The 20,775-nt window shown below is 71.7% G+C and carries 22 protein-coding genes; 16 read left to right on the top strand and 6 right to left on the bottom strand.

All coding sequences use genetic code 11. The annotated features are described in order from the left end of the window. Positions 1-78 precede the first annotated feature (78 nt). Positions 79-1,020 (bottom strand): type I pantothenate kinase, encoded by a 942-nt coding sequence (coaA, locus tag ACQPZZ_RS06270; RefSeq protein ID WP_432929754.1) that lies wholly within the window; start codon positions 1,018-1,020, stop codon positions 79-81. A gap of 133 nt (positions 1,021-1,153) precedes the next feature. Here coaA and ACQPZZ_RS06275 point away from each other — a divergent pair, with 133 nt between their 5' ends. The 10 genes from ACQPZZ_RS06275 (at position 1,154) to tsaD (ending at position 9,702) form a co-directional block, all read left to right on the top strand. After that, the gene (locus ACQPZZ_RS06275) at positions 1,154-1,504 is read left to right on the top strand and encodes a holo-ACP synthase (protein WP_432929756.1); all 351 of its coding nucleotides are present in this window, start codon (positions 1,154-1,156) and stop codon (positions 1,502-1,504) included. An 82-nt stretch (positions 1,505-1,586) separates the two neighbouring features. Further along, the gene (locus tag ACQPZZ_RS06280; protein ID WP_432929758.1) at positions 1,587-3,092 is read left to right on the top strand and encodes an NAD(P)H-hydrate dehydratase; all 1,506 of its coding nucleotides are present in this window, start codon (positions 1,587-1,589) and stop codon (positions 3,090-3,092) included. Between the two features lie 54 nt (positions 3,093-3,146). Further along, positions 3,147-4,292, top strand: a complete 1,146-nt coding sequence (gene alr, locus ACQPZZ_RS06285) for an alanine racemase (RefSeq protein ID WP_432929760.1) — start codon at positions 3,147-3,149, stop codon at positions 4,290-4,292. Between the two features lie 24 nt (positions 4,293-4,316). Then, complete coding sequence (locus ACQPZZ_RS06290) at positions 4,317-5,369, top strand: alpha/beta fold hydrolase (protein ID WP_363639256.1); 1,053 nt, start codon at positions 4,317-4,319, stop codon at positions 5,367-5,369. Continuing rightward, positions 5,366-5,827 carry a tRNA (adenosine(37)-N6)-threonylcarbamoyltransferase complex ATPase subunit type 1 TsaE gene (gene tsaE / locus ACQPZZ_RS06295; RefSeq protein ID WP_363639258.1) on the top strand — a complete coding sequence of 154 codons (462 nt, stop codon included), beginning with the start codon at positions 5,366-5,368 and terminating at the stop codon, positions 5,825-5,827. Before ACQPZZ_RS06290 ends, tsaE begins: the two co-directional genes overlap by 4 nt. 214 nt (positions 5,828-6,041) lie before the next feature. After that, the gene (locus tag ACQPZZ_RS06300; protein WP_432929763.1) at positions 6,042-6,680 is read left to right on the top strand and encodes a hypothetical protein; all 639 of its coding nucleotides are present in this window, start codon (positions 6,042-6,044) and stop codon (positions 6,678-6,680) included. 2 nt (positions 6,681-6,682) lie between these two features. After that, positions 6,683-7,237, top strand: coding sequence for a class F sortase (locus tag ACQPZZ_RS06305; RefSeq protein ID WP_363639262.1), 555 nt, complete (start codon positions 6,683-6,685; stop codon positions 7,235-7,237). A 209-nt stretch (positions 7,238-7,446) separates the two neighbouring features. After that, positions 7,447-8,169 (top strand): tRNA (adenosine(37)-N6)-threonylcarbamoyltransferase complex dimerization subunit type 1 TsaB, encoded by a 723-nt coding sequence (gene tsaB, locus ACQPZZ_RS06310; protein ID WP_432929765.1) that lies wholly within the window; start codon positions 7,447-7,449, stop codon positions 8,167-8,169. 19 nt (positions 8,170-8,188) lie between these two features. Then, a complete protein-coding gene (rimI, locus tag ACQPZZ_RS06315) occupies positions 8,189-8,677 on the top strand; it encodes a ribosomal protein S18-alanine N-acetyltransferase (protein ID WP_432929767.1) in 489 nt (162 codons plus the stop codon). Then, a complete protein-coding gene (tsaD, locus tag ACQPZZ_RS06320; protein ID WP_363639268.1) occupies positions 8,674-9,702 on the top strand; it encodes a tRNA (adenosine(37)-N6)-threonylcarbamoyltransferase complex transferase subunit TsaD in 1,029 nt (342 codons plus the stop codon). The genes rimI and tsaD overlap by 4 nt, the downstream gene beginning before the upstream one ends. 36 nt (positions 9,703-9,738) lie before the next feature. Here tsaD and ACQPZZ_RS06325 read toward each other — a convergent pair whose 3' ends face one another. The 3 genes from ACQPZZ_RS06325 to ACQPZZ_RS06335 all read right to left on the bottom strand — a co-directional run bounded on the left by ACQPZZ_RS06325 (position 9,739) and on the right by ACQPZZ_RS06335 (position 12,889). After that, on the bottom strand, positions 9,739-10,761 hold the full coding sequence (locus tag ACQPZZ_RS06325; RefSeq protein ID WP_432929770.1) for a hypothetical protein: 1,023 nt from the start codon (positions 10,759-10,761) through the stop codon (positions 9,739-9,741). Between the two features lie 156 nt (positions 10,762-10,917). Continuing rightward, complete coding sequence (locus tag ACQPZZ_RS06330; RefSeq protein ID WP_432929772.1) at positions 10,918-12,177, bottom strand: class I SAM-dependent methyltransferase; 1,260 nt, start codon at positions 12,175-12,177, stop codon at positions 10,918-10,920. Between the two features lie 106 nt (positions 12,178-12,283). Further along, complete coding sequence (locus ACQPZZ_RS06335) at positions 12,284-12,889, bottom strand: MarR family winged helix-turn-helix transcriptional regulator (protein ID WP_432929774.1); 606 nt, start codon at positions 12,887-12,889, stop codon at positions 12,284-12,286. Positions 12,890-13,027: 138 nt separating this feature from the next. On the opposite strand from ACQPZZ_RS06335, the gene ACQPZZ_RS06340 reads away from it, so the two are divergent. The 5 genes from ACQPZZ_RS06340 to ACQPZZ_RS06360 all read left to right on the top strand — a co-directional run bounded on the left by ACQPZZ_RS06340 (position 13,028) and on the right by ACQPZZ_RS06360 (position 17,204). Continuing rightward, positions 13,028-13,870 carry an NAD-dependent epimerase/dehydratase family protein gene (locus ACQPZZ_RS06340; protein WP_432929776.1) on the top strand — a complete coding sequence of 281 codons (843 nt, stop codon included), beginning with the start codon at positions 13,028-13,030 and terminating at the stop codon, positions 13,868-13,870. 170 nt (positions 13,871-14,040) lie between these two features. Beyond that, complete coding sequence (gene groES, locus ACQPZZ_RS06345; protein ID WP_030508383.1) at positions 14,041-14,352, top strand: co-chaperone GroES; 312 nt, start codon at positions 14,041-14,043, stop codon at positions 14,350-14,352. A gap of 66 nt (positions 14,353-14,418) precedes the next feature. Next, a complete protein-coding gene (groL, locus tag ACQPZZ_RS06350) occupies positions 14,419-16,044 on the top strand; it encodes a chaperonin GroEL (RefSeq protein WP_432929778.1) in 1,626 nt (541 codons plus the stop codon). A 321-nt stretch (positions 16,045-16,365) separates the two neighbouring features. Then, a complete protein-coding gene (locus ACQPZZ_RS06355) occupies positions 16,366-16,992 on the top strand; it encodes a sigma-70 family RNA polymerase sigma factor (RefSeq protein WP_363639280.1) in 627 nt (208 codons plus the stop codon). After that, on the top strand, positions 16,989-17,204 hold the full coding sequence (locus ACQPZZ_RS06360; protein ID WP_346225596.1) for an anti-sigma-D factor RsdA: 216 nt from the start codon (positions 16,989-16,991) through the stop codon (positions 17,202-17,204). Before ACQPZZ_RS06355 ends, ACQPZZ_RS06360 begins: the two co-directional genes overlap by 4 nt. On the opposite strand, the gene ACQPZZ_RS06365 is transcribed toward ACQPZZ_RS06360, so the two are convergent. Together ACQPZZ_RS06365 and ACQPZZ_RS06370 are read right to left on the bottom strand one after the other, a co-directional pair. Next, positions 17,165-17,542 carry a DUF5319 family protein gene (locus ACQPZZ_RS06365; protein WP_363639282.1) on the bottom strand — a complete coding sequence of 126 codons (378 nt, stop codon included), beginning with the start codon at positions 17,540-17,542 and terminating at the stop codon, positions 17,165-17,167. The two genes, ACQPZZ_RS06360 and ACQPZZ_RS06365, sit on opposite strands and share 40 nt — an antisense overlap. An 83-nt stretch (positions 17,543-17,625) precedes the next feature. Next, a complete protein-coding gene (locus ACQPZZ_RS06370; protein ID WP_432929781.1) occupies positions 17,626-18,630 on the bottom strand; it encodes a helix-turn-helix transcriptional regulator in 1,005 nt (334 codons plus the stop codon). A 654-nt stretch (positions 18,631-19,284) separates the two neighbouring features. On the opposite strand from ACQPZZ_RS06370, the gene guaB reads away from it, so the two are divergent. Then, the gene (gene guaB, locus ACQPZZ_RS06375) at positions 19,285-20,766 is read left to right on the top strand and encodes an IMP dehydrogenase (RefSeq protein ID WP_363639286.1); all 1,482 of its coding nucleotides are present in this window, start codon (positions 19,285-19,287) and stop codon (positions 20,764-20,766) included. Positions 20,767-20,775 lie beyond the last annotated feature (9 nt).

The following is a 20,775-nucleotide window of genomic DNA, read 5'->3' on the forward strand; positions in this document are numbered from 1 at the left end:
CGCCGCCCGTCGCGGGCGTGCATCCAGGTGGATGCATCGGCTGGGCCGCGCAGCAGGGCTTGATTCGCCGGCGACGACTCAGGTTCTGCGCAGGCGTACCGCTCTGACGGAGTGGTCGGAGCCCTTGTGCAGGATCAGGCCGGCCCGGCGGCGGGTGGGGGCGATGTTCTCCACCAGGTTGCGCTCGTTGACGTCCCGCCAGACGGCCTCCGCGAACGCGGTCGCCTCCTCGTACGAGAGCTCCGCGATGTGCCGGAAGTAGGACTTCGGGTCGGAGAAGGCCGTGCGGCGCAGCTTGTGGAAGCGCTCCACATACCAGGTGCGGATGTCCTCCATCCGGGCGTCCACGTAGATGGAGTAGTCGAAGTAGTCGTAGACCGCCAGGGCGTCCGGAGGCGCGGGCTGCAGAACGTTGAGCCCCTCGACGATGAGGATGTCCGGCCGGTCCACCGTATGCGTCGCGCCCGGCACGATGTCGTACTCCAGGTGGCTGTAGACGGGCGCCTCCACCGAGGGCCGGCCCGCCTTCACGTCGGCCACGAAGCTCACCAGCGCCCGCCGGTCGTAGCTCTCGGGAAAGCCCTTGCGATGCATGATCCCGCGCTCTTCCAGGACCTTGTTGGGGTAAAGGAAGCTGTCGGTGGTGATCAGGTCGACCCGGGGGTGCTCGGGCCAGCGCGCGAGCAGCGTGTGCAACAGCCGCGCCGTGGTCGACTTGCCGACCGCGACGCTGCCCGCGATGCCCAGGACGTACGGCGGGGGCGCGTCCTGCTCGCCGAGGAACGCGCCGACGGCCGCGCCGCGCTGCCGCGAACCGGTGAAGTGCAGGTTCAGCAGCCGGGTGAGCGGCAGGTAGATGTCGGTCACCTCGGACAGGTCGATCGGGTCGTGGACGCCGCGAAGCTCCTCGAGCTCCGCCTCGGTGAGCGTGAGCGGTGTGTTCTTGCGCAGGTCACGCCACTGCTCGCGGCTCAGCTCGACATACGCGTCCCCATCTGCCACGACGGCAAGCGTAGCCATGGCGTGTCCGTGCCCTCACCCGGGGCCGTGCACAGCCTGTGGACAAAAATCGATGGATTACTTCGGCGCGGAACGGGGAAGAACGTATGTCCCGCGTCACCGGTCGCTCACCGCTCCCCCGTACGCTGGCGGTGTGATCGTGGGCATCGGGGTGGACGTGGTCGAGGTGGCGCGCCTGGGCGCGGCTCTGGAGCGCACGCCCGCCCTGCGCGGACGCCTGTTCACCGATGCCGAGGGCGCGCTGCCGCTGGAGTCGCTGTCCGTGCGGTTCGCCGCCAAGGAGGCCGTGGCCAAGGCACTCGGGGCCCCGCCGGGCCTGCGCCACCTCGACGCGGAGGTGGTGCGCGGCGAGCGCGGCCGCCCCGAGCTGAGGATCACGGGCCGTGCGGCGGAGGTGGCCCGCGACCTCGGCGTGCGCAGATGGCACGTCTCCCTGTCCCACGACGGCGGCATGGCGGTCGCCTACGTGGTCGCCGAGTCCTGAACGCGGGAGCCCGTCGTCCGCGCCCGCCGTCGCGGGCGCACGGTGATCGCCTTCGCCGTCGCGGCAGGCTACCGTCGGACGCATGCGGACCGCCTACACCTCCGACCAGATACGCGCCGCCGAGCTCGCGCTGATGGCGCGGCTCCCCGAGGGCGCGCTGATGGACAGGGCCGCCGCCGGGCTCGCCGTGGTGTGCGCGCACCTGCTCGCCGGCTCCCGCGGCCGGGTGTACGGCTCCCGCGTGGCGTTGCTCATCGGCAGCGGCGACAACGGTGGAGACGCCCTGTACGCCGGTGCCCGCCTGGCCCGCAGGGGAGCGCGGGTGGAGGCCGTCCTCGCCGGATCGCGTACCCACGAGGGCGGGCTGGCCGCACTGCGGGCGGCGGGCGGCCGGGCACACCCGTACGACATCGCGAGGGCCCGCGACCTGCTGGCCGGCGCCGATCTCGTCGTGGACGGCCTGGTCGGCATCGGCGGCGGCGGCGCGCTGCGGGAGCCGTACGGGACCCTCGCAAAGCTGACCGCCGAGACCGGCGGCCTGATCGTCGCGGTCGACGTGCCGAGCGGGGTGGACGCGAGCAGCGGGCGGGTCGAGGGACCGGCGGTCCGCGCGCACCTGACGGTCACGTTCGGGGCGTTCAAGGCCGGTCTGCTGGTCGATCCCGGCGCCGCCCACGTGGGTGCGGTCGAGCTGGTGGACATCGGCCTGGGTTCCTTCCTGCCGGACCCCGAGGTGACCGCGCTGACCGCCGACGACGTGGCCGACCTGCTGCCCCGCCCGGGTGCGGAGAGCGACAAGTACCGGCGTGGCGTCGTCGGGATCGCCGCCGGAAGCGACAGATACACCGGAGCCGCCGTGCTCTCGGTGGGCGGCGCGGTGCGCGCCGGCGCGGGAATGGTCCGCTTCGCGAGCACGGCAGAGCCGGTGCGGCTGGTCAGGGCCCGCTGGCCGGAGGCCGTCACGACCGTGCTCGACCCGGCGCTGGTGCTGAAGAGCTCGCTCGACGAGGTCGGGCGGGTGCAGGCGTGGGTGCTCGGCCCCGGGCTCGGGACCGGCCCGGAGGCGCACGCGGTGGCCCGCGCCGTGCTGTCCACCGGCGTGCCCGTGCTGGTGGACGCCGACGGGCTCACGCTGGTCGCCAAGGATCGCACGCTGCTGCGCAGGACCGCGCCAACCGTGCTCACGCCGCACGCGGGGGAGCTGTCGCGGCTGCTCGGCGTGCCGCGCGAGCGCGTCGAGGCCGGGCGGCTCGAACACGTACGGCGCGCCGCCGCCGAGCTCGGGGCGACGGTGCTGCTCAAGGGCTCGACCACGCTCGTCGCCGAGGAGCACAGGCCGGTGCGGGTCAACACGACGGGCACGCCCTGGCTGGCCACGGGCGGCACCGGCGACGTGCTGTCGGGCATCGCGGGCGCCCTGCTCGCCGCCGGGCTGACGGGCTACGACGCGGCCTCGTGCGCGGCGTACGTCCACGGGATGGCGGCGCGGGTCGCCGCGGGAGGCGGCGTCGCGGCGGGACCGGGACAGGCGCCGATCGCCGCACTCGACGTCGCCGAGGCGCTCCCCGAGGCCCTGCGTACGCTCTGACATGCGACGTCAGTATGGGCGCAGCCACCCGGGTCCACCTGACACACTGGAAAGATGAGCTTCTCAACGGTGCGCTCCGCCACCCCGGCCGAGGCACGCGTGGACCTGTCCGCCATCCGGCACAACGTACGGCTGCTCGCCGAGTCGGCCGCCGGCGCCGAGATGATGGCCGTCGTCAAGGCCGACGCGTACGGTCACGGAGCGGCGTCCGTCGCGCGGGCGTGCCTGGAGGCGGGCGTGAGCCGGCTCGGCACGGCCTTCGTCCGCGAGGCGCTGGCGCTGCGCGAGGCCGGGGTCACCGCGCCGGTCATGTCGTGGCTCATCACCCCGGGCGAGCCGCTGGACGACGCGCTGCTGGCCGACGTCGAACTGTCGGCCGGCGCGACCTGGGTCGTCGACGACATCGTCGAGGCCGCCCGCCGCACCGGGCGCATCGCCCGCGTGCACCTGAAGGCCGACACCGGCAACTCCCGCGGCGGCGCGACCATGGCGGACTGGCCGTCGCTGGTCGAGCACGCTCTCGCCGCGCGGGCGAGCGGGGCCGTCGAGATCGCGGGCGTGTGGTCGCACTTCGCCTGTGCCGACATCCCGGGCCACCCCTCCATCGACAGCCAGCTCGCGGCGTTCGACGAGGCGCTCGCCTTCGCCGACAAGGCGGGTGTGCCGAGCGACGCGATCCGCCACATCGCCAACTCGGCCGCGACCGTCACGCTGCCGCGGGCGAGGTACGACATGGTCCGCACGGGCATCGCGGTCTACGGCCTCAGCCCGATCCCCGAGCTGGGCGGCTTCGGGCTCCGCCCCGCCATGACGCTGACGGCCAGGCTCGCGCAGGCCAAACGGGTCGCCCCGGGCTCGGGCGTGTCGTACGGTCACCTCTACGTCACCGATCGTGAGACCACGCTTGGCCTGGTCCCCCTCGGGTATGCGGACGGCATCCTGCGAAACGGGACCAACCGGGCGGAGGTGCTCGCGGCGGGCCGGCGGCGGCGGATCGCCGGTCGGGTGTGCATGGACCAGTTCGTGATCGATCTCGGTGACGATCCGGCGGAAGCGGGGGACGAGGTGATCCTTTTCGGACCCGGGGACGATGGCGAGCCGACTTGTCAGGAGTGGGCGGATTCCCTGGGCACGATTACTCATGAGATCGTGACGAGGATCGGATCCCGCGTGCCTCGTGTCCATACGGACGGACGCTGAGCCGCGGCTGCGAGGAGGGCAGGCATGAGCACACGTCGCAAGGTCGGGATCGCCGGAGCGGTCTTCGGTGCGGCGTCGGCGGGAGTGGCGGCGGCCACGCTCGCGAAGAGGTACGCCGTCGGCCGCATCCGCCTGCGGCCGGACCTGGAGGCGAGTGAGCCCTTCGGCGAGTTGCACGGACGTTCGGTGACGCTCACGACCTCGGACGGCGTGAAGATCCACGCCGAGATCGACGGGGTGGAGGACGCGCCGTTGACCGTGGTGCTGTGTCACGGCTACTGCCTGTCCTCGGACTCCTGGCACTACCAGCGGCGCGACCTGCGTGACTCCTACCGCCTCGTGCTGTGGGACCAGCGCTGCCACGGCCTGTCGGCCCGCGCCCTGGCCAGCGACTGCACCATCGAGCGCCTCGGGGAGGACCTCGCGCTGGTGCTCGACGAGCTCGTCCCCGGGCCGTGCGTGGTGGTGGGCCACTCCATGGGCGGGATGACGATCATGGCGCTGGCGGAGCGGCGGCCGGAACTGTTCGGTGACAAGATCCGCGGCGTGTCTCTGGTCGCGACCTCGGCGGGCAAGCTCGCCGAGCTCACCCTCGGCCTGCCCGCCCTGGTCTCCAAGCTCGTCAACCTCGCGGTGCCGTCCGCCGTCTCGATCATGCGCAGGAGCGGAGCGCTGGTCGACCGGGGCCGCGAGGCCGGCACCGACCTGTCGTTCCTGGCGCTGCGCCACCTCGGCTTCGGCGATTCCAGGAACGTCAGCCCGACCGTCGTGGACTTCGTCGAGTCGATGATCAGGGCGACCCCCTCCGAGGTGATCGCCGACTTCTACCCGGCGTTGATGTCGCACGACAAGCTCACCGCGCTCGACGTGCTCAACAAGGTGCCCACCGCGATCATCGTGGGGGAGCGCGACTGGCTGACGCCGCTCGATCACAGCAGGGCGATGGCGGCGGCGGCGCCGACGGCGCAGCTCACCACCGTGCCCGAGACGTCGCATCTCGTGCAGCTCGAACGGCCCGACGTCGTGAACGAGGCGCTGCGTGAGCTGCTGAAGCGGGCCGAGAGGGGGAACACGTGACCACGGCCGAGTTCGGGGCCGCGACCGCCGAGGAGACGCGCGCGCTGGGCGCGAGGCTGGCCGCGCTGCTCGGCCCCGGAGACCTGGTCGTGCTGAGCGGGCCGCTGGGTGCGGGGAAGACGACCTTGGTGCAGGGCATCGCCGAGGGCCTGAAGGTGCGCGGGCCCATCACGTCCCCGACGTTCGTGATCGCCCGGGTCCATCCGTCCCTGTCCGGCGGGCCCGCGCTCGTGCACGTGGACGCCTACCGGCTGGGGGGCACGCTGGAGGTGGACGACCTCGACCTCGACGCCTCGCTGGAGGAGTCGGTCACCGTGGTCGAGTGGGGTGAGGGCCTGGTCGACGGCCTGTCGGAGGACCGCTTGGAGATCCACCTCGAGCGGGGCGCCGAGGGCGAGGAGCGCCGCGTACGGGTCACGGGCGTGGGCCCGCGCTGGCGGGAACTGTCCCTCGTCTGAACATCCCCCGCGAGTGCGGCAATCCGGGCTCTGACGTGTGGATGAGGACCTGCGAGGACAAGCCGGACGCCGTTCGTGCACGTTCCAGACCGGTCCGCCGCATAGTCCTTGACGCCTGTCCGCGATCCTGTGGATCATCGGGGAAAGGAAGATCCCCGGCCATGAGTCGGTAAGGATTTTCTGGGTAAGGGACCGGCGTGGAAGAGGTGTGCCGTTGAGCAGGATCACGCAGGTCGCCGTCGGGGGAGCTTTATTGTTCGGCGCGCTGGGCTGCACCGCGTCGGCCGAGACGGTCTCCGCCGACCCCACGATCACGCTGACGCCGGCCCTGCCGACGCCTGTCGTCTCGTTGTCGCGGCAGGTCGTCCGGGTGGAGGTCGATCCCAAGCGGATCGTCGGCGGGTCGGTCAAGACCATCCACATCACCGCCAGGTGCCCGCTGCCCCGGGGCGGCACCGAATACCGCGCGACCGCCCGCTCCGACGCCTTCACGGGGCTCGTCACCCTGGTGGCCCCGGCGCCGCCGTCCGCCTCCCCGGGCGCGACCACGCCGATGGTGCGCGGCGGCGCGGCCATCAGGGCCGGGGCCAAGCCGGGCGGCTACCGCGTGCAGGTGCGCTGCGAGGCCACCAACGACGTCGGCAGCGCGTCGTTCAGGATCGTCGCGCCGGAGCCTGACCGCACCGAGCACCACACGAGGATCCCCACCCGGGCGCCGCACGCGGGCGGCGGCGGAACGGCGGCCGGGGGTCCCTCCGACGAGTCCGGCCTGCCGACCGGCGTCACCGTCGTCGTGCTGCTGGCCGCGCTCGGCGTCGGCGTCGGCGTGGCCCGCAGGCGCTCCGGAGCCTGACCTTGGCGCTGTCCACCCGGGGGGTGATCATCGCCGGGGTGGTCACCGGACTCGTGTTCGCCGCGGTCACCGGCGGCAAGGACGACACGGACCAGCCCGCCGCGAGATCCTCCGTCGTCCCCAAACGGATCGACATCCCGGCGCTGCATCTGAAGGCCCCTTTGATGAAGCTCGGCCTGTCCGACGAGGGCGACGTCGAGCTGCCGCCGTTCGACAAGCCGTCCACCGCCGGCTGGTACACGGGAAGTGCCGTGCCCGGCGACCCCGGCGCCTCCGTGATCATCGGCCACGTGGACACCAAGACCGCTCCCGCCGTCTTCTTCCGGCTGCGGGACCTGCGCGAGGGAGCGGTCGTGAAGGTGGTGCGCAGCGACGGCAGGACCGCCTCCTACCGGGTCGACTCGGTGGAGCACGTGCCGAAGGACGACTTCCCGGCCGAGCGCGTCTACACCGAGGACGGGCTGCGTCTGATCACCTGCGGCGGCGACTTCGACTGGTCGCGGCACGAGTACCGCGACAACGTCATCGTCTACGCCTCCCTGATCCGCGACGCCTGACAGGGATGCCGCCCGCCGGGTCCGGCTCCGCGCAGGCCCGCGGGCGACCACGGTGCCGGGTGACCACGGTGCCGGGTAACCACGGTGCCGGGTGACCACGGTGCCGGGCGACCACCGTGCCGGACGGCCGCCGCCCGTGCCCGCCGGACGGTCACCACCGGACGCGGGTGTGGTCGTCCGCCTCCGCACAGCGACTACGCTTGACCTTCGTGCTTGTCTTGGCCTTCGACACCGCCACTCCCGCCGTCACCGCCGCGCTGTACGACGGCGAGCGTGTGGTGGCGGAGTCGACGACGATCGACGCGCGGCGGCACGGGGAGCTCCTCGCGCCCGCCGTCGAGCATGTCCTGCGTGAGGCCGGTGTGACGCTCAAGGACGTCACCGCCGTCGTCGCGGGGACCGGGCCCGGGCCGTACACCGGCCTGCGCGTCGGCCTGATGACCGCGACGGCGCTGGCCCTGACCGCCGGTCTCCCGGCGTTCGGGGTGTGCACGCTCGACGCCCTCGCGTACGCCGCGCGGGAGAGCGGGCCGTTCCTCGTCGCGACCGACGCGCGCCGCAAGGAGGTCTTCTGGGCCCGGTACGGCGACCCGCGCACGCGGCTCGACGGGCCGCGCGTGGACCGGCCGCACGACCTGCCCGGCGAACTGCCCGTGATCGGCGCGGGCGGCGCCATGTACGCCGATGTCATCGGCGCCGACCGGGTGCGCGGTCCCGAGCACCCTTCTGCCGGAGCGCTCGCGGCCCTGGCGGCCGAGCATCTCGCGACGCTGAGCCAGGAGGAGGCGGCCGAGATCGCCCGCGTGCCCGAGGGACGCGTGGATTCGGTCGAGAAGGCGCGGGAGCTGGCCGTGCTCGGTCCGCCGCGGCCCATCTACCTGCGGCGTCCGGACGCACAGGTGCCCGGGGCGCCGAAGAGGGTGACGGCGTGATCGGCCGCGGGGGCACGTCGTGAGGCAGGTTGAGGCTGTGCTGCGCCAGATGACCCACGAGGATCTGCCCGCCGTGATGGAGATCGAGCGGACGACGTTTCCCACGGACGCGTGGAGCGAGGCCATGATGCGCGGAGAGCTGGCCGACCAGCCGCGCACCCGGCACTACGTGGTCGCCGAGCTGGGCGACCGCGTCGTGGGGTACGCGGGCCTGGCGGCGGCGGGTGACCAGGCCGACGTCCAGACGATCGCCGTCCTCGCCGATCACCGGCGCGCCGGCGTCGGGACCGCCTTGATGAACGCGCTGCTCACCGAGGCCGTACGACGCGGCGCGGTCTCGGTGTTCCTGGAGGTGCGCGCCGACAATCCGCCCGCGCAGGCGATGTACGAGCGGTTCGGCTTCCGCCGGCTGGGCCTGCGGCGGCGCTACTACGACGACGGAACCGACGCCATCACGATGGTGAAGGACCTCGGGCCAGGACACGAAGAAGTGGGGGGCGGGGCATGAGCGAGCCGATCGTGCTGGGGATCGAGACGTCCTGCGACGAGACGGGCGTGGGCATCGTCCGCGGCCACACGTTGCTGGCCAACACCATCGCCTCCAGCATGGACGAGCACGCCCGTTTCGGCGGCGTGGTGCCGGAGGTGGCCTCGCGGGCCCATCTGGAGGCGATGACGCCCACGGTCGAAGGCGCGCTGGCCGCCGCCGGGCTGCGCTTCTCCGACATCGACGCGGTCGCCGTCACCGCGGGCCCGGGTCTCGCGGGGGCGCTGCTCGTCGGTGTGGCGGCCGCCAAGGCGTACGCGCTGGGGCTCGGCGTCCCGCTTTACGGGGTCAACCACCTCGCCGCGCACGTCGCCGTGGACCAGCTGGAGCACGGCCCGCTGCCCAAGCCGTCGATCGCGCTGCTGGTGTCGGGCGGGCACTCCTCGCTGCTCCTGGTGCCCGACGTGGCGCAGGACGTGATCTCGCTCGGGTCCACGGTGGACGACGCGGCGGGGGAGGCGTTCGACAAGGTGGCCCGGGTGCTCGGCCTGCCGTTCCCGGGCGGCCCGTACATCGACCGGGCCGCCCGTGAGGGGTCGGGCACGGCGGTGGCGTTCCCCCGCGGCAAGTACGACGACGGGACTCTCGACTTCTCCTTCTCCGGTCTGAAGACGGCCGTGGCGCGCTGGGTGGAGGCCCGCGAGGCGGCGGGCGAGGCGGTGCCGGTGGCCGACGTCGCCGCGTCGTTCCAGGAGGCGGTCGTGGACGTGCTCACCCGCAAGGCCCTGCAGGCGTGCGCCCGCTACGACGTGAAGGACCTGCTGATCGGGGGCGGCGTGGCCGCCAACTCGCGGCTGCGGGCCCTGGCCCAGGAGCGCTGCGACGCGGCCGGAGTGCGCCTGCGGGTGCCGCGGCCCGGTCTGTGCACCGACAACGGCGCGATGGTGGCGGCGCTCGGCGCGAATCTGGTGGCGGCCGGCGTCAGGCCCTCCACGCTGGAGATCCCGGCCGACTCGTCGCTCCCGATTAGCGTCGTCAACGTCTGATCGCACGCCCGGCCTCGTACGAGTCCGGCGCGGCGGTCAGTCCGTGTGGCCGCGGGCGGGGCGCAGGAGGACCTCGGCGAGCGCCAGCATGGTCTCCTCCAGTGCGGCGAGCCGCCTGGCGACGTCGCCCCGGGCCGGTTCCATGGCGCGGGTGACCGCGTCCGAGACGGTTTCGGCGATCTGCTCACGGTCGGGCCTGCTGCGCACCGCCTCGGCGAGGGGCACGACGGCCCCCGCCGCCAGGGTGAGGTCGGCGTTCATACCCGCGATCGTGGTGCTCATCTCGTCCACGCCGGCGGCGACGTCCCCGACGCCGGCGCTCAACCCGGCCACCGTCGTGTTCATGCCGTCCACGGCGGCGCCGAGCCCCGCCATGGTGGAGGTGGCGCCGTCCACGGTGGCGCCGAGCGCGGTCACCGTGGCGTCCATGCCCTCGACGGCGTGACCGAGACCGGCGACGGTGCCGCGCAGTTCCCCGATGCCGAGATCGGCGGGCAGGCTCCCGACGCGCTCGCCGACCGTCTCGACGCCGCTCTCCACCGCTTCGATCCGGCCTCCGACGGCGTCCAGCCGTTCGACGACGACGGCCTCCAGCCGCTCGGTGCGCTCGGTGAGTGCGGTGAGGGTCTTGTCGATCCGGGTGAAACGCCCGGCGGCGGCCTCCATGCTTCCCTGGACCTTGCCGAGCCGGTGGGTGAAGTCCGCCATGCGGTCGGCGAGGCCCTGGGTCCGGCCGCCGGCCTCATCGACATGGTCGCGCAGTAGTTCCACATGCTGGGCCAGCCCCTCGGCCCAGGCGGGCGGCCTTACCGCCATGTCGTCGAGCCGCTGAGTGATCGCTTCGAGTGCCGCGCCGAGGCCGCCCAGCTCGCGCTCGCGCACCTCGCGCAGCAGCCACTCCATGCCCTCCAGCCGCTGGCGGATCTCGTCAAGCACGGCGCCCTGCGTTCGCTGCTCGTAGACGTGGTCCTGCGCCGCCCGGGCGAGCAGTTCGCGCATCCGATCGGAGATCGCGGTCTGGCTGCCCGCCTGGAGGAGGTTGTGGCTGGAATGCTCCACCGAGAATGCTCCTTCACTCGCCGAAACGTCGGTTCGGCCCGGTCTCGCGCAGATGAACGAACAGGCGGCATGCCCGACGGCCAACTTTAGGCCCTGGCCCGCGGCCATCAGGCGTGGAATGAGAAAGGCGGTAATTGCCGCTGAATTGCTCCGGTTTCACCCGTCAGTGCTGGTCACGGGCTGGCAAAGCAGGACGAACGGTCGTTCCGCGATGCGAGTGAGCACGATCACCGTGGAATTGTCTCCGGAAAGTCGCAGATCCTTGCGCAGTCGTTCGACGTCGACGGCGGACCCGCGCTTCTTGATGGTCACCGTGCCGACGCGCCGCTCGCGTAGTGCCGCTCTCAGCCGCTTGAGCGAGAACGGCATGACGTCGGTCACCTCGTAACGGGACGCCCATTCCGTGCGTACGAGACGGTCGCTCGTGATGTAGGCGATCCGCGGGTCGACGAGGCGGCCCGACACGAGAGCGGCGACCTCGGCGACCAGATGGGCCCGCACCGCGGCGCCGTCGGGTTCGTAGAGGTAACGGCTCACCGGCCCGGTCTCCGCCTCCGCGCCGGACTCCGTGAGCGTGGCTCCGGACGGCAGCAGAGTGGCACGCCGGCCGCCCGATCCCATCCCGGTCCAGATCGCCGCCTCCTTCACCTCGCCGCGGTACGACACCCACTCGGCCTCGGCGCCCTCCGGGATGAACTCGTACGGGATGCCGGGGGCCACCTTCAGACAGGCCGCCGGGGCGCGGGCCACCAGGTCGAGCACGACCGGCCACGTGGGGGAGTAGGCCTTCGGATCGAAGGTCCGTCCGCTCGCGCCTCTCCTGGCGGGGTCGGCGAACAGCAGGTCGTACCCGCCCGGGTCGGCCATCGCGGCGTCGCCCGTGCGGACCTCGACCGTGGACGACAGGCCGAGCGCCGCCACGTTGGCGCGGGCGATCTCCACGGTCAGCGGGTCGAGATCCACGGCGTTCACGGAGCAGCCCGCCCTCGCGAGGGCGAGGAGATCGCCGCCGATTCCGCAACAGACGTCCAGCACGGCCGGGCCGCCCTCCGACTCCCCGGCGGCCTCCCCGGGGGCCTGCGCGGTGGCCTCTCCGGCGGCGCGGATTCCGGCGGTCCGGTTTCTGGCGGCCTGGATTCTGGCGGCGCGGTGTGCGGCGACCTCGGGGCGCGTGGCCTGCTCCAGTCCGTGCGGGGTGAAGTACATGACGGCGGCGTCGGGGCCGAACTTGGCCTCGGCCCGCCGCCGCAGCGACGCCTGGGTGAGCGCCGCCGCCGCCAGGTCCGCCGGGTGGCTCCGGCGCAGCGCGCTCGCGGCGGCCACCGGATCCGCGCCGTCGGCGAGTATCTTCACGGCCTCGTCCAGGGCCCCGTGCCCGGCGGGCGTGAGCAGCGTGCGGAAGGCGTCCAGGTCCACGCCCGCGACGCTATCGGATTCGTCCGTAGTGCTCCGGCTGTGGGCCGGGGAGCGCGACGGGAGCGGGAAGGCCGCGCGAGGGTGTCACGCGGGCCGTGTCCGCCGGTCAGCGGGAGCGGACGTCGCCGAGCGAGGTGAGCAGCTTGCAGAGCAGTCCGGACAACTGTGCCCGGTCGTCGTCGGTGAGGCCGGACAGCAGCCGCTCCTCGTTGGCCACATGACCCTCCAGCAGCGCGTCGACCACCGCCCGCCCCTCGTCGGTGAGGGTGATCAGGACCATGCGGCGGTTGGAGGGCGAGACCTCCCGGTGCACCAGCCTCTTGGCGACGAGGCGGTCCACCCGGTTGGTGAGCGCCGCCGAGCTGACCATCGCGGCCGTGGCGAGTTCGCTCATACAGAGCCGGTGATCGGGATTGGACCGGAAGAGAGTCGCGAGCACGTCGAACTCCCACGGTTCCAGGTCGTGTCCGGAGAAATACTTCTTGATGCCCTTTTCCAGCAGCCGGGACGCACGGGAGATCCGCCCCGCCACCCCCATCGCCGAGCAGTCCACGTCCGGACGCGCCCGGGCCCACTGGCCGAGTATCTGGTCGACGGCGTCGTCGCCGGCGGTGCCCGTGCCCGTGGTGCCCGTGCCGGTGGGGTTCGTACCGGTGATGTCCGGGCCGGCGGCGTCCCCGCCGGCGGTGTCGTTCGCGAGGGTGTCGTTCATAGCGCGTGCGGCCTGGGTCCTCCGCCGCTCCTCCTCCACCCGCCATCGTAACCGACACTTCGACGTTGAAGTTTTGGCCCGGCATACGTTACCGTCTACGTCGAACAGTAAAACGTCGAAGTGTTCGAGGTGGAAAAAATGAAGGTGCTGGTGCTCGGCGCGACGGGGTACATCGGCTCGGTGCTGGCGGAGCGCCTCACCGAACGCGGCCACGAGGTCGTCGCGCTCGTTCGTCCGAAGGCCCGCGAGACCGCGGTACCCGGAGAGGTGCGCCACGGCGACATCCACGAACCCGGGACGCTCCGCGCGGCGGTGACGCCGGACATCGACGTCGTCGTGCACGCCGCCAACCCCGTCGGGGACGAGGCGGTGGACGTCGCGGCGATCGATGCGCTGGCCGGCGGCGGAGCGCGGCTCGTCTACACCAGTGGCGTCTGGGTGCTCGGCACCACCACCGAGGCGGCGGACGAGGACGCCCCGCTGGACCCCATCCTCGCCTCCCGCTACCGGCCGCGCCTTGAGAGGCTCGTGCTGGACGCCGGCGGCGTCGTCGTCAGGCCCGGAATCGTGTACGGCCGGGGCGCGGGAATCCCCACGCTGCTCGCCTCCCCCGAGGGGGAGGACGGCCGGTACGTCCACGCGGGCGGCCCGGTGCCGACCTGGGCGACCGTGCACGTCGACGACCTGGCGGACCTGCTCGTGCTCGCGATCGAGAAGGCCGGTCCGGGGAGCCTCTTCCACGCCGTCGCCGAGGAGGCGGTGAGCGTCGCGGACGCGGCCGCGGCGGCGGGCCGCACGGGCAGGGCCGTGCCCTGGCCGATCGACGAGGCGGGCGAGGTGCTCGGCCGTCCGTTCGCCGAGGGTCTGGCCCTGAGTCAGGTGGTGAGCGGCGACCTCGCCAGGAAGGTGCTCGGCTGGGAGCCGAGCCGCCCCGGCATCGTCGACGACGTCCGCTCCGGGTCGTACGCCTCCCGCGTCTGACCTGCGATGCCGGTTCGTGTTGACTGTCACGCGCCACTTGCATACTGTTTCGTGTTGGCACTCTCCCATCGAGAGTGCCAATAGCGACGAGACAGGTCTGACACCCGCGACGGCAGGCCGCTGGTCGCCTCTTCAGCTCATTCATCGCAATCTGAAGGGGAGGTCCGATCGTGACGACCGCCACCAAGGTTCCCGTTAAGCCGCTTGGCGACCGCATCGTGGTCCAGCCGCTTGAGGCCGAGCAGACCACCGCCTCCGGCCTGGTCATCCCGGACACCGCCAAGGAGAAGCCGCAGGAGGGCCGCGTCCTCGCTGTGGGTCCGGGCAACTGGGACGAGGACGGCGAGAAGCGCATTCCGCTCGACGTCAAGGAGGGCGACGTCGTCCTCTACAGCAAGTACGGCGGCACCGAGGTCAAGTACGGCGGCGAGGAGTACCTGGTGCTCTCGGCCCGCGACGTGCTCGCCATCATCGAGAAGTAGGCCGCGTCGGCCAGTGGAGCCCCGGGACACGCGCCCGGGGCTCCGCGCGCTCACAAGGAGACCTGAATGCCGAAGATCCTGGAGTTCGAAGAGGACGCGCGGCGCGCTCTCGAGCGTGGTGTCAACGCTCTCGCCGACGCTGTCAAGGTGACCCTCGGCCCGCGTGGCCGCAACGTCGTCATCGACAAGAAGTTCGGTGCCCCGACGATCACGAACGACGGTGTCACCATCGCTCGCGAGGTCGAGCTGGACAAGCCGTACGAGAACCTGGGCGCCCAGCTCGCCAAGGAAGTGGCGACCAAGACCAACGACATCGCGGGTGACGGCACCACCACCGCGACCGTCCTGGCCCAGGCCATGGTCCGCGAGGGCCTGCGCAACGTCGCGGCCGGCGCGCAGCCGCTGGGACTCAAGCGCGGCATCGACAAGGCGGCCCAGGCCGTCAGCGAGCGGCTGCTCGGCAGCGCCCGCCACGTCGAGGACAAGAAGGAGATCGCCAACGTCGCGACGATCTCCGCGCAGGACGCGAAGATCGGCGGCCTGATCGCCGAGGCGTTCGACAAGGTGGGCAAGGACGGTGTCATCACCGTCGAGGAGTCCAACGCGATGGGCCTGGAGCTGGAGTTCACCGAGGGCCTCCAGTTCGACAAGGGCTACCTGTCGCACTACATGGTGACCGACTCCGAGCGCATGGAGGCGGTCCTCGAGGACCCCTACATCCTCATCACCCAGGGCAAGATCGCCTCCATCGCGGACTTCCTGCCGCTGCTGGAGAAGGTCGCCCAGAGCAAGCGCCAGCTGCTGGTCATCGCGGAGGACGTCGAGGGCGAGGCCCTGGCCGTCCTGGTGACCAACAAGATCCGCGGCACGTTCACCTCCGTCGCCGTCAAGGCGCCCGGCTTCGGTGACCGCCGTAAGGCGATGCTGCAGGACATCGCCATCCTCACCGGCGGCCAGGTCGTCAGCGAGGAGATCGGCCTCAAGCTGGAGCACGTCGGCCTCGAGGTGCTCGGCACGGCCCGCCGCATCGTGGTCAACAAGGACACCACCACCATCGTGGACGGCGCCGGCGACGCCCAGGCGATCGAGGACCGCGTCCGCGAGATCAAGGTGGCCATCGAGCAGTCCGACTCCGACTGGGACCGTGAGAAGCTCCAGGAGCGTCTCGCGAAGCTGTCCGGCGGTGTGTGCGTGCTGCGCGTCGGCGCCGCGACCGAGGTGGAGCTGAAGGAGAAGAAGCACCGCCTCGAGGACGCGATCTCCGCGACCCGCGCCGCGATCGAGGAGGGCATCGTCTCCGGCGGTGGCTCCGCGCTCGTGCACGTGTCCAAGGAGCTCGACGACCTGGGCCTGACCGGCGACGAGGCCACCGGCGTCTCGATCGTCCGCAAGGCGCTGATCGAGCCCGCCCGCTGGATCGCCGAGAACGCGGGCATGGAGGGCTACGTCGTCACCACCAAGATCGCCGCGATGAACGCCGGTGAGGGCCTCAACGCCGCCACCGGTGAGTACGGCGACCTGGTGGGCCAGGGCGTCATCGACCCCGTCAAGGTGACCCGCTCGGCCGTGCAGAACGCCGCGTCCATCGCCGGCATGCTGCTCACCACCGAGGCCCTCGTCGTGGACAAGCCCGAGGAGGAGGCTCCGGCCGCCGGCGGCGGTCACGGTCACGGACACGGTCACGGCCACTGATCGAGACCGGGTGGCGGCCGCCGGCCGCTCGTCCCGCAGTACCCCGCGCCCCGCGCCCGCCCGCAAGGGTGGACCGCGGGGCGCTCCGCTTTCCGGGAGAGGACGCCGGCACGCGAAGCGGGGCCGCGGGCAAAGGGCATCTGATTGGCATACTTCTTTTTCCCTGTCAAGCCATCAGGCGTATATCTCTCGTTTTTGGGCATTCTGGTTGGAATGTTCCAACGAGCGAGTGATCTGATGATTACGGAGCGTTATCAGCGCATCAATGTGACCAATCCGTAGCCGTCAACCATGACGACATGAACGATCGCGGCGGGCATCATGCCTAACGTGACCGAGGGATGCGTCGCCGACGCCGCAACTGGGGTAAGGCTTGCGACGAGATCGGATGAGTCCGACCTCAGGGAACTGACCAGCCTTGCCGTACAGGGAGACCGCACCGCGATCGAATCACTGCTGGGACATCTGCGCCCGATGGTGGTCCGGTACTGCAGGGCCCGACTGGGCAGGGTGTCCGGTCAATACCACATCGCCGACGACGTGGCCCAGGAGGTGTGCATCGCGGTGCTGTCGGCGCTGCCGCGCTACCGCGACATGGGCCGCCCGTTCGCCTCGTTCGTCTTCGGCATCGCCTCGCACAAGGTGGCCGACGCCCTGCGCAGTTCGGTCCGCTCGGCGGTGCCGACGCAGGACCTGCCGGACGGGCCTGACGAGGGCCCGGGACCGGAGGAGACGGTGGTCCGCTACATCGAGGCGCAGCACGCCCGGGACCTGCTCTCCCGGCTCCCCGACACGCAGCGCGAGCTCCTCATTCTGCGGGTGATCTCGGGTCTGTCCGCCGAGGAGACGGGTAATGTACTCGGCATGTCACCGGGGGCTGTCCGGGTCGCGCAGCATCGCGCGCTCGCCAGGCTCCGGCAGTTGGCCGAGTTGGAGTCGATTGCGTGACCACGAAACGTCGTCGTACGGCCCGCCACCTGCGGTCGTACGGCGATGCCGATGTGGAGGGCGACGTAATGCGGACGGACGCCGTCCTCGACGCGCTCGCCCGCCGTGAGCCGGTCGGCGGCACGGACGCCGCCGTCCGGTTGCTCGGTGCGCTCGTGGCCGACGTGGACAGTCAGCGGCTCTCTTCCGTGTCGATCACGCCGTCCACGTAGCCCCGGGCGTACTCCCAGCTGACGTAGTCGGCCGGGTCGGGCTGGTAGGCGGGCTCATGGACCTGCGGCCGGCCGTTGTCGATCATCTGGCGCAGGTTGCCGCGCAGCAGGTCCCAGTCGAAGTAGTGCTGTTCGCCGCACTCCGGGCAGTCGAGGACCAGCCCGAGCACGCCCTGGGGTTCGAGCAGGGACCGGAAGACCTCCACGTCGGCGAGATCGGTCAGCGCCTCGTCGCGTTCGGCGAGCGTCAGCGGCTCCACGTCGTCGGGCTCTCCAAGCTCCGCCGCGGGGTCGTCGGGGTCATCCGCGAACGGGTCGCGGGGGACGTCTTCCAGCACGCATCCCACCTTATGACCACGGCCCCCTCCGCCGAGCGAAAGTGCGCCTCATCCGCTCGCCCGGGTGATCCGCGCCACGGGTGTCACAGCCAGCCGCGGCGGGCGGCCTCCACCCCGGCATGGAAACGGGACTGGGCCCTCAGCTCCGACATCGCCTCGGCGAACCTGGCCCGCACCGTGCGTACGGACACCCCGAGGTGACGGGCGATGGCGTCGTCGGACAGGCCGCGCCCGGCCAGGCGCAGCACCTGCAGCACGGTGTTGTGCGGGGAGATCGGCGCGGCCCGGGCCCACAGCTCCTCGAACAGCGTGCGCAGCGCTCCCACCGCCACCGGCGCGTGAACCAGGTAGCAGTTGTAGGAGTGCTCGGGCAGTGGCACGCCCCACTCGGCGGGCAGCCCGGCGGTGCCGTCGCCGAGCGCGAAGAACCAGCTCGGCAGCGCGTCGAGGGTGCGCAGCCCCGCGCCCGCCCCGGAGAACCGCGCGCACACCTCCCGTACGGCGGGGGTGGACACGGCGTCGAGCGTGACGACCATCCGCACGCGCAGGATGCCGTCGGCGGCGGCCCGGATCCACTGGCCGCCGTACCCGTCCGCGAGCCGGGCCATCGTCCGGGGGTCCGGCACGGCCATGACCAACTCGGCGGGGGGCGCCTGCAGCGCGAGGCCGATCACGCTCTCGCAGAGCTCGTCGGCGCCGCTCACCGGCTCCACGGAGAACCGCCCGCTGCGCCAGTCGCGGCCGGCGTCGTAGTGATGGGACAGGCGTCCGGCGGCGGCGAGCACCTCGTCGATCTGGCGGGTCTCCCGCGCCATGCGGTCCAGCCTCTCGGCCACCAGCCGCCCGATCGCCGCGGCCGGATGCCGGGCGAGGAACTCCTCCCGCCGCCGGTTCACCGCGCCGAGCCGTACGAGCCCGTTCAGGGCGTCGAGCACGTCCTCGGCGGGCCGGTCGACCGCCTCGGCCAGCTCGGTCAGCGTGGCGCGATGCAGTCGCAGCACGGCCGTGTAGAGGGCCGCCTGGCCGGGGGACAGGCCGAGGCTTTCGAACGGGTCGGCTTGAGGGGCGGCGTTGCGCGTCGTACTCATGCTCGCTCCGTCGGTGGTCGCACTGGTCGCACAGCGCCGATCTCACTGCGCCCTGTTCGTATCGGTCGCCCCGGTCGCCCTGTTCGTATCGGTCGCCCCGGTCGCTCTGGTCGCCTTGATCGCCGGTCGCATTGCTTCGCCGGGTGGCTCATTTCATTGGGGAAAACGTTTCCCGTCGTCCGGCCCGCCGACTTCCGTCTCATCTCCGCCTCGCTCCGCGTCGCGAGAATAGCTCGGCTTTTCCGCGCTGTCCGTCCCGTTCGCACATTTGGCACGGCCGAACGTGCCGGCTGTTGTATGGACGTGAAGGTTCGCATTTGTTTCGGTCGAAGTTTCGAAAGAGCAGGAAATGCATCTTTGTGCAGTTGCACGTTACGCCATTGCGCGGGAACCCACCGTGACGCATCCTTGACCCAGCGTTAGCCGGGAAACGCCGCGTCTGCCGGGCGCGGAGGGGGGCTCGACGGGCGTGGCAGGCGCGACGCGGGTAAGTGGGGGGACCGGAAGCCGGTCCCCCCACTTTTTGTGCCGTCCCTCTTGACAGGTCTGCCGATTGCGGTTTGTGGCGAGCACTAGACTGACCTCGGGTCTGGCGAGGGACCCACGCGCGAGGACCCACGCGTAAGGACCCACAGCGCAGGAGGGGTGCAGCAGATGGCCAAGTTCACCGAGGCGGGGCTCACGTTCGACGACGTGCTTCTCGTCCCCGCGTATTCGGACCTGCAGCCGGGTGACGCCGACACGACGACCCGGCTGTCGCGAAGCATCACGCTGCGTATTCCGCTGGTGTCGGCCGCGATGGACACGGTCACCGAGGCGCGCATGGCGGTCGCCATGGCCCGGCAGGGCGGCATCGGCATACTGCACCGCAACCTCTCCATAGAAGAGCAGGCGCAGCAGGTCGACCTGGTCAAACGGTCGGAGGCGGGGATGGTGACCAACCCGGTGACCTGCTCTCCCGAGGACACCCTCGCCGACGTCGAGCGGCTGTGCGCGACCTACCGGATCTCCGGTGTCCCGGTCACCGACGCGGACGGCGTGCTCGTGGGCATCGTCACCAACCGCGACATGCGGTTCGAGAGCGACCAGAGCAGGGCCGTACGCGACGTCATGACCCCGATGCCGCTGGTGACGGCGCCGGTGGGCGTCGACCGCGACGAGGCGTTCCGGCTGCTGCGGCAGAACAAGGTCGAGAAGCTTCCGCTCGTGGACGAGGCCGGTCGCCTGCAGGGCCTCATCACGGTCAAGGACTTCACCAAGAGCGAGCAGTACCCGATCGCGACCAAGGACGCCGACGGCCGTCTGATGGTCGGCGCGGCGGTGGGCGTCGCGGGCGACGCCGAGGAGCGCGCCATGACGCTGATCGAGGCGGGCGCGGACGTCATCATCGTCGACACCGCGCACGGGCACTCGCGGGGCGTGTGCGACATGATCGCCAAGATCAAGGCGAACGGCCGGGTGGACGTCATCGGCGGCAACGTCGCCACCCGCGCGGGCGCGCAGGCGCTGGTCGACGCGGGCGCCGACGCGGTCAAGGTGGGTGTCGGGCCCGGCTCGATCTGCACCACCCGGGTCGTCGCGGGCGTGGGCGCCCCGCAGCTCACCGCCATCTACGAGGCCGCGCTGGCGTGCGGCCCGGCTGGCGTCCCGGTCATCGGCGACGGCGGCCTGCAGTACTCGGGCGACATCGCCAAGGCGCTGGCCGCCGGGGCCGACACGGTCATGCTCGGTTCGCTGCTGGCCGGCTGCGAGGAGTCGCCCGGTGAGCTGATCTTCATCAACGGCAAGCAGTTCAAGTCGTACCGGGGCATGGGCTCGCTGGGCGCGGTGCGCAACCGCGAGCGCGGCGGTGCGTCGTTCAGCAAGGACAGGTACGCGCAGGCCGAGGTGTCCGGGGAGGACAAGTACATCCCCGAGGGCATCGAGGGCCAGGTGCCCTACCGCGGCCCGGTCGCGGCGGTGGCCCACCAGCTGGTCGGCGGCCTGCGGCAGGGCATGTGGTACACCGGCTCCCGGACGGTCGAGGAGCTGCACGAGAAGGCGCAGCTCATGCCGATCACCGCGGCCGGGCTCAAGGAGAGCCACCCGCATGACATCCAGATGACGGTCGAGGCTCCGAACTACCACGGCCGCTAGCCGTACCGG

The sequence above is a fragment of the Microbispora sp. CA-135349 genome, from assembly GCF_050947365.1.
Taxonomy (GTDB): domain Bacteria; phylum Actinomycetota; class Actinomycetes; order Streptosporangiales; family Streptosporangiaceae; genus Microbispora.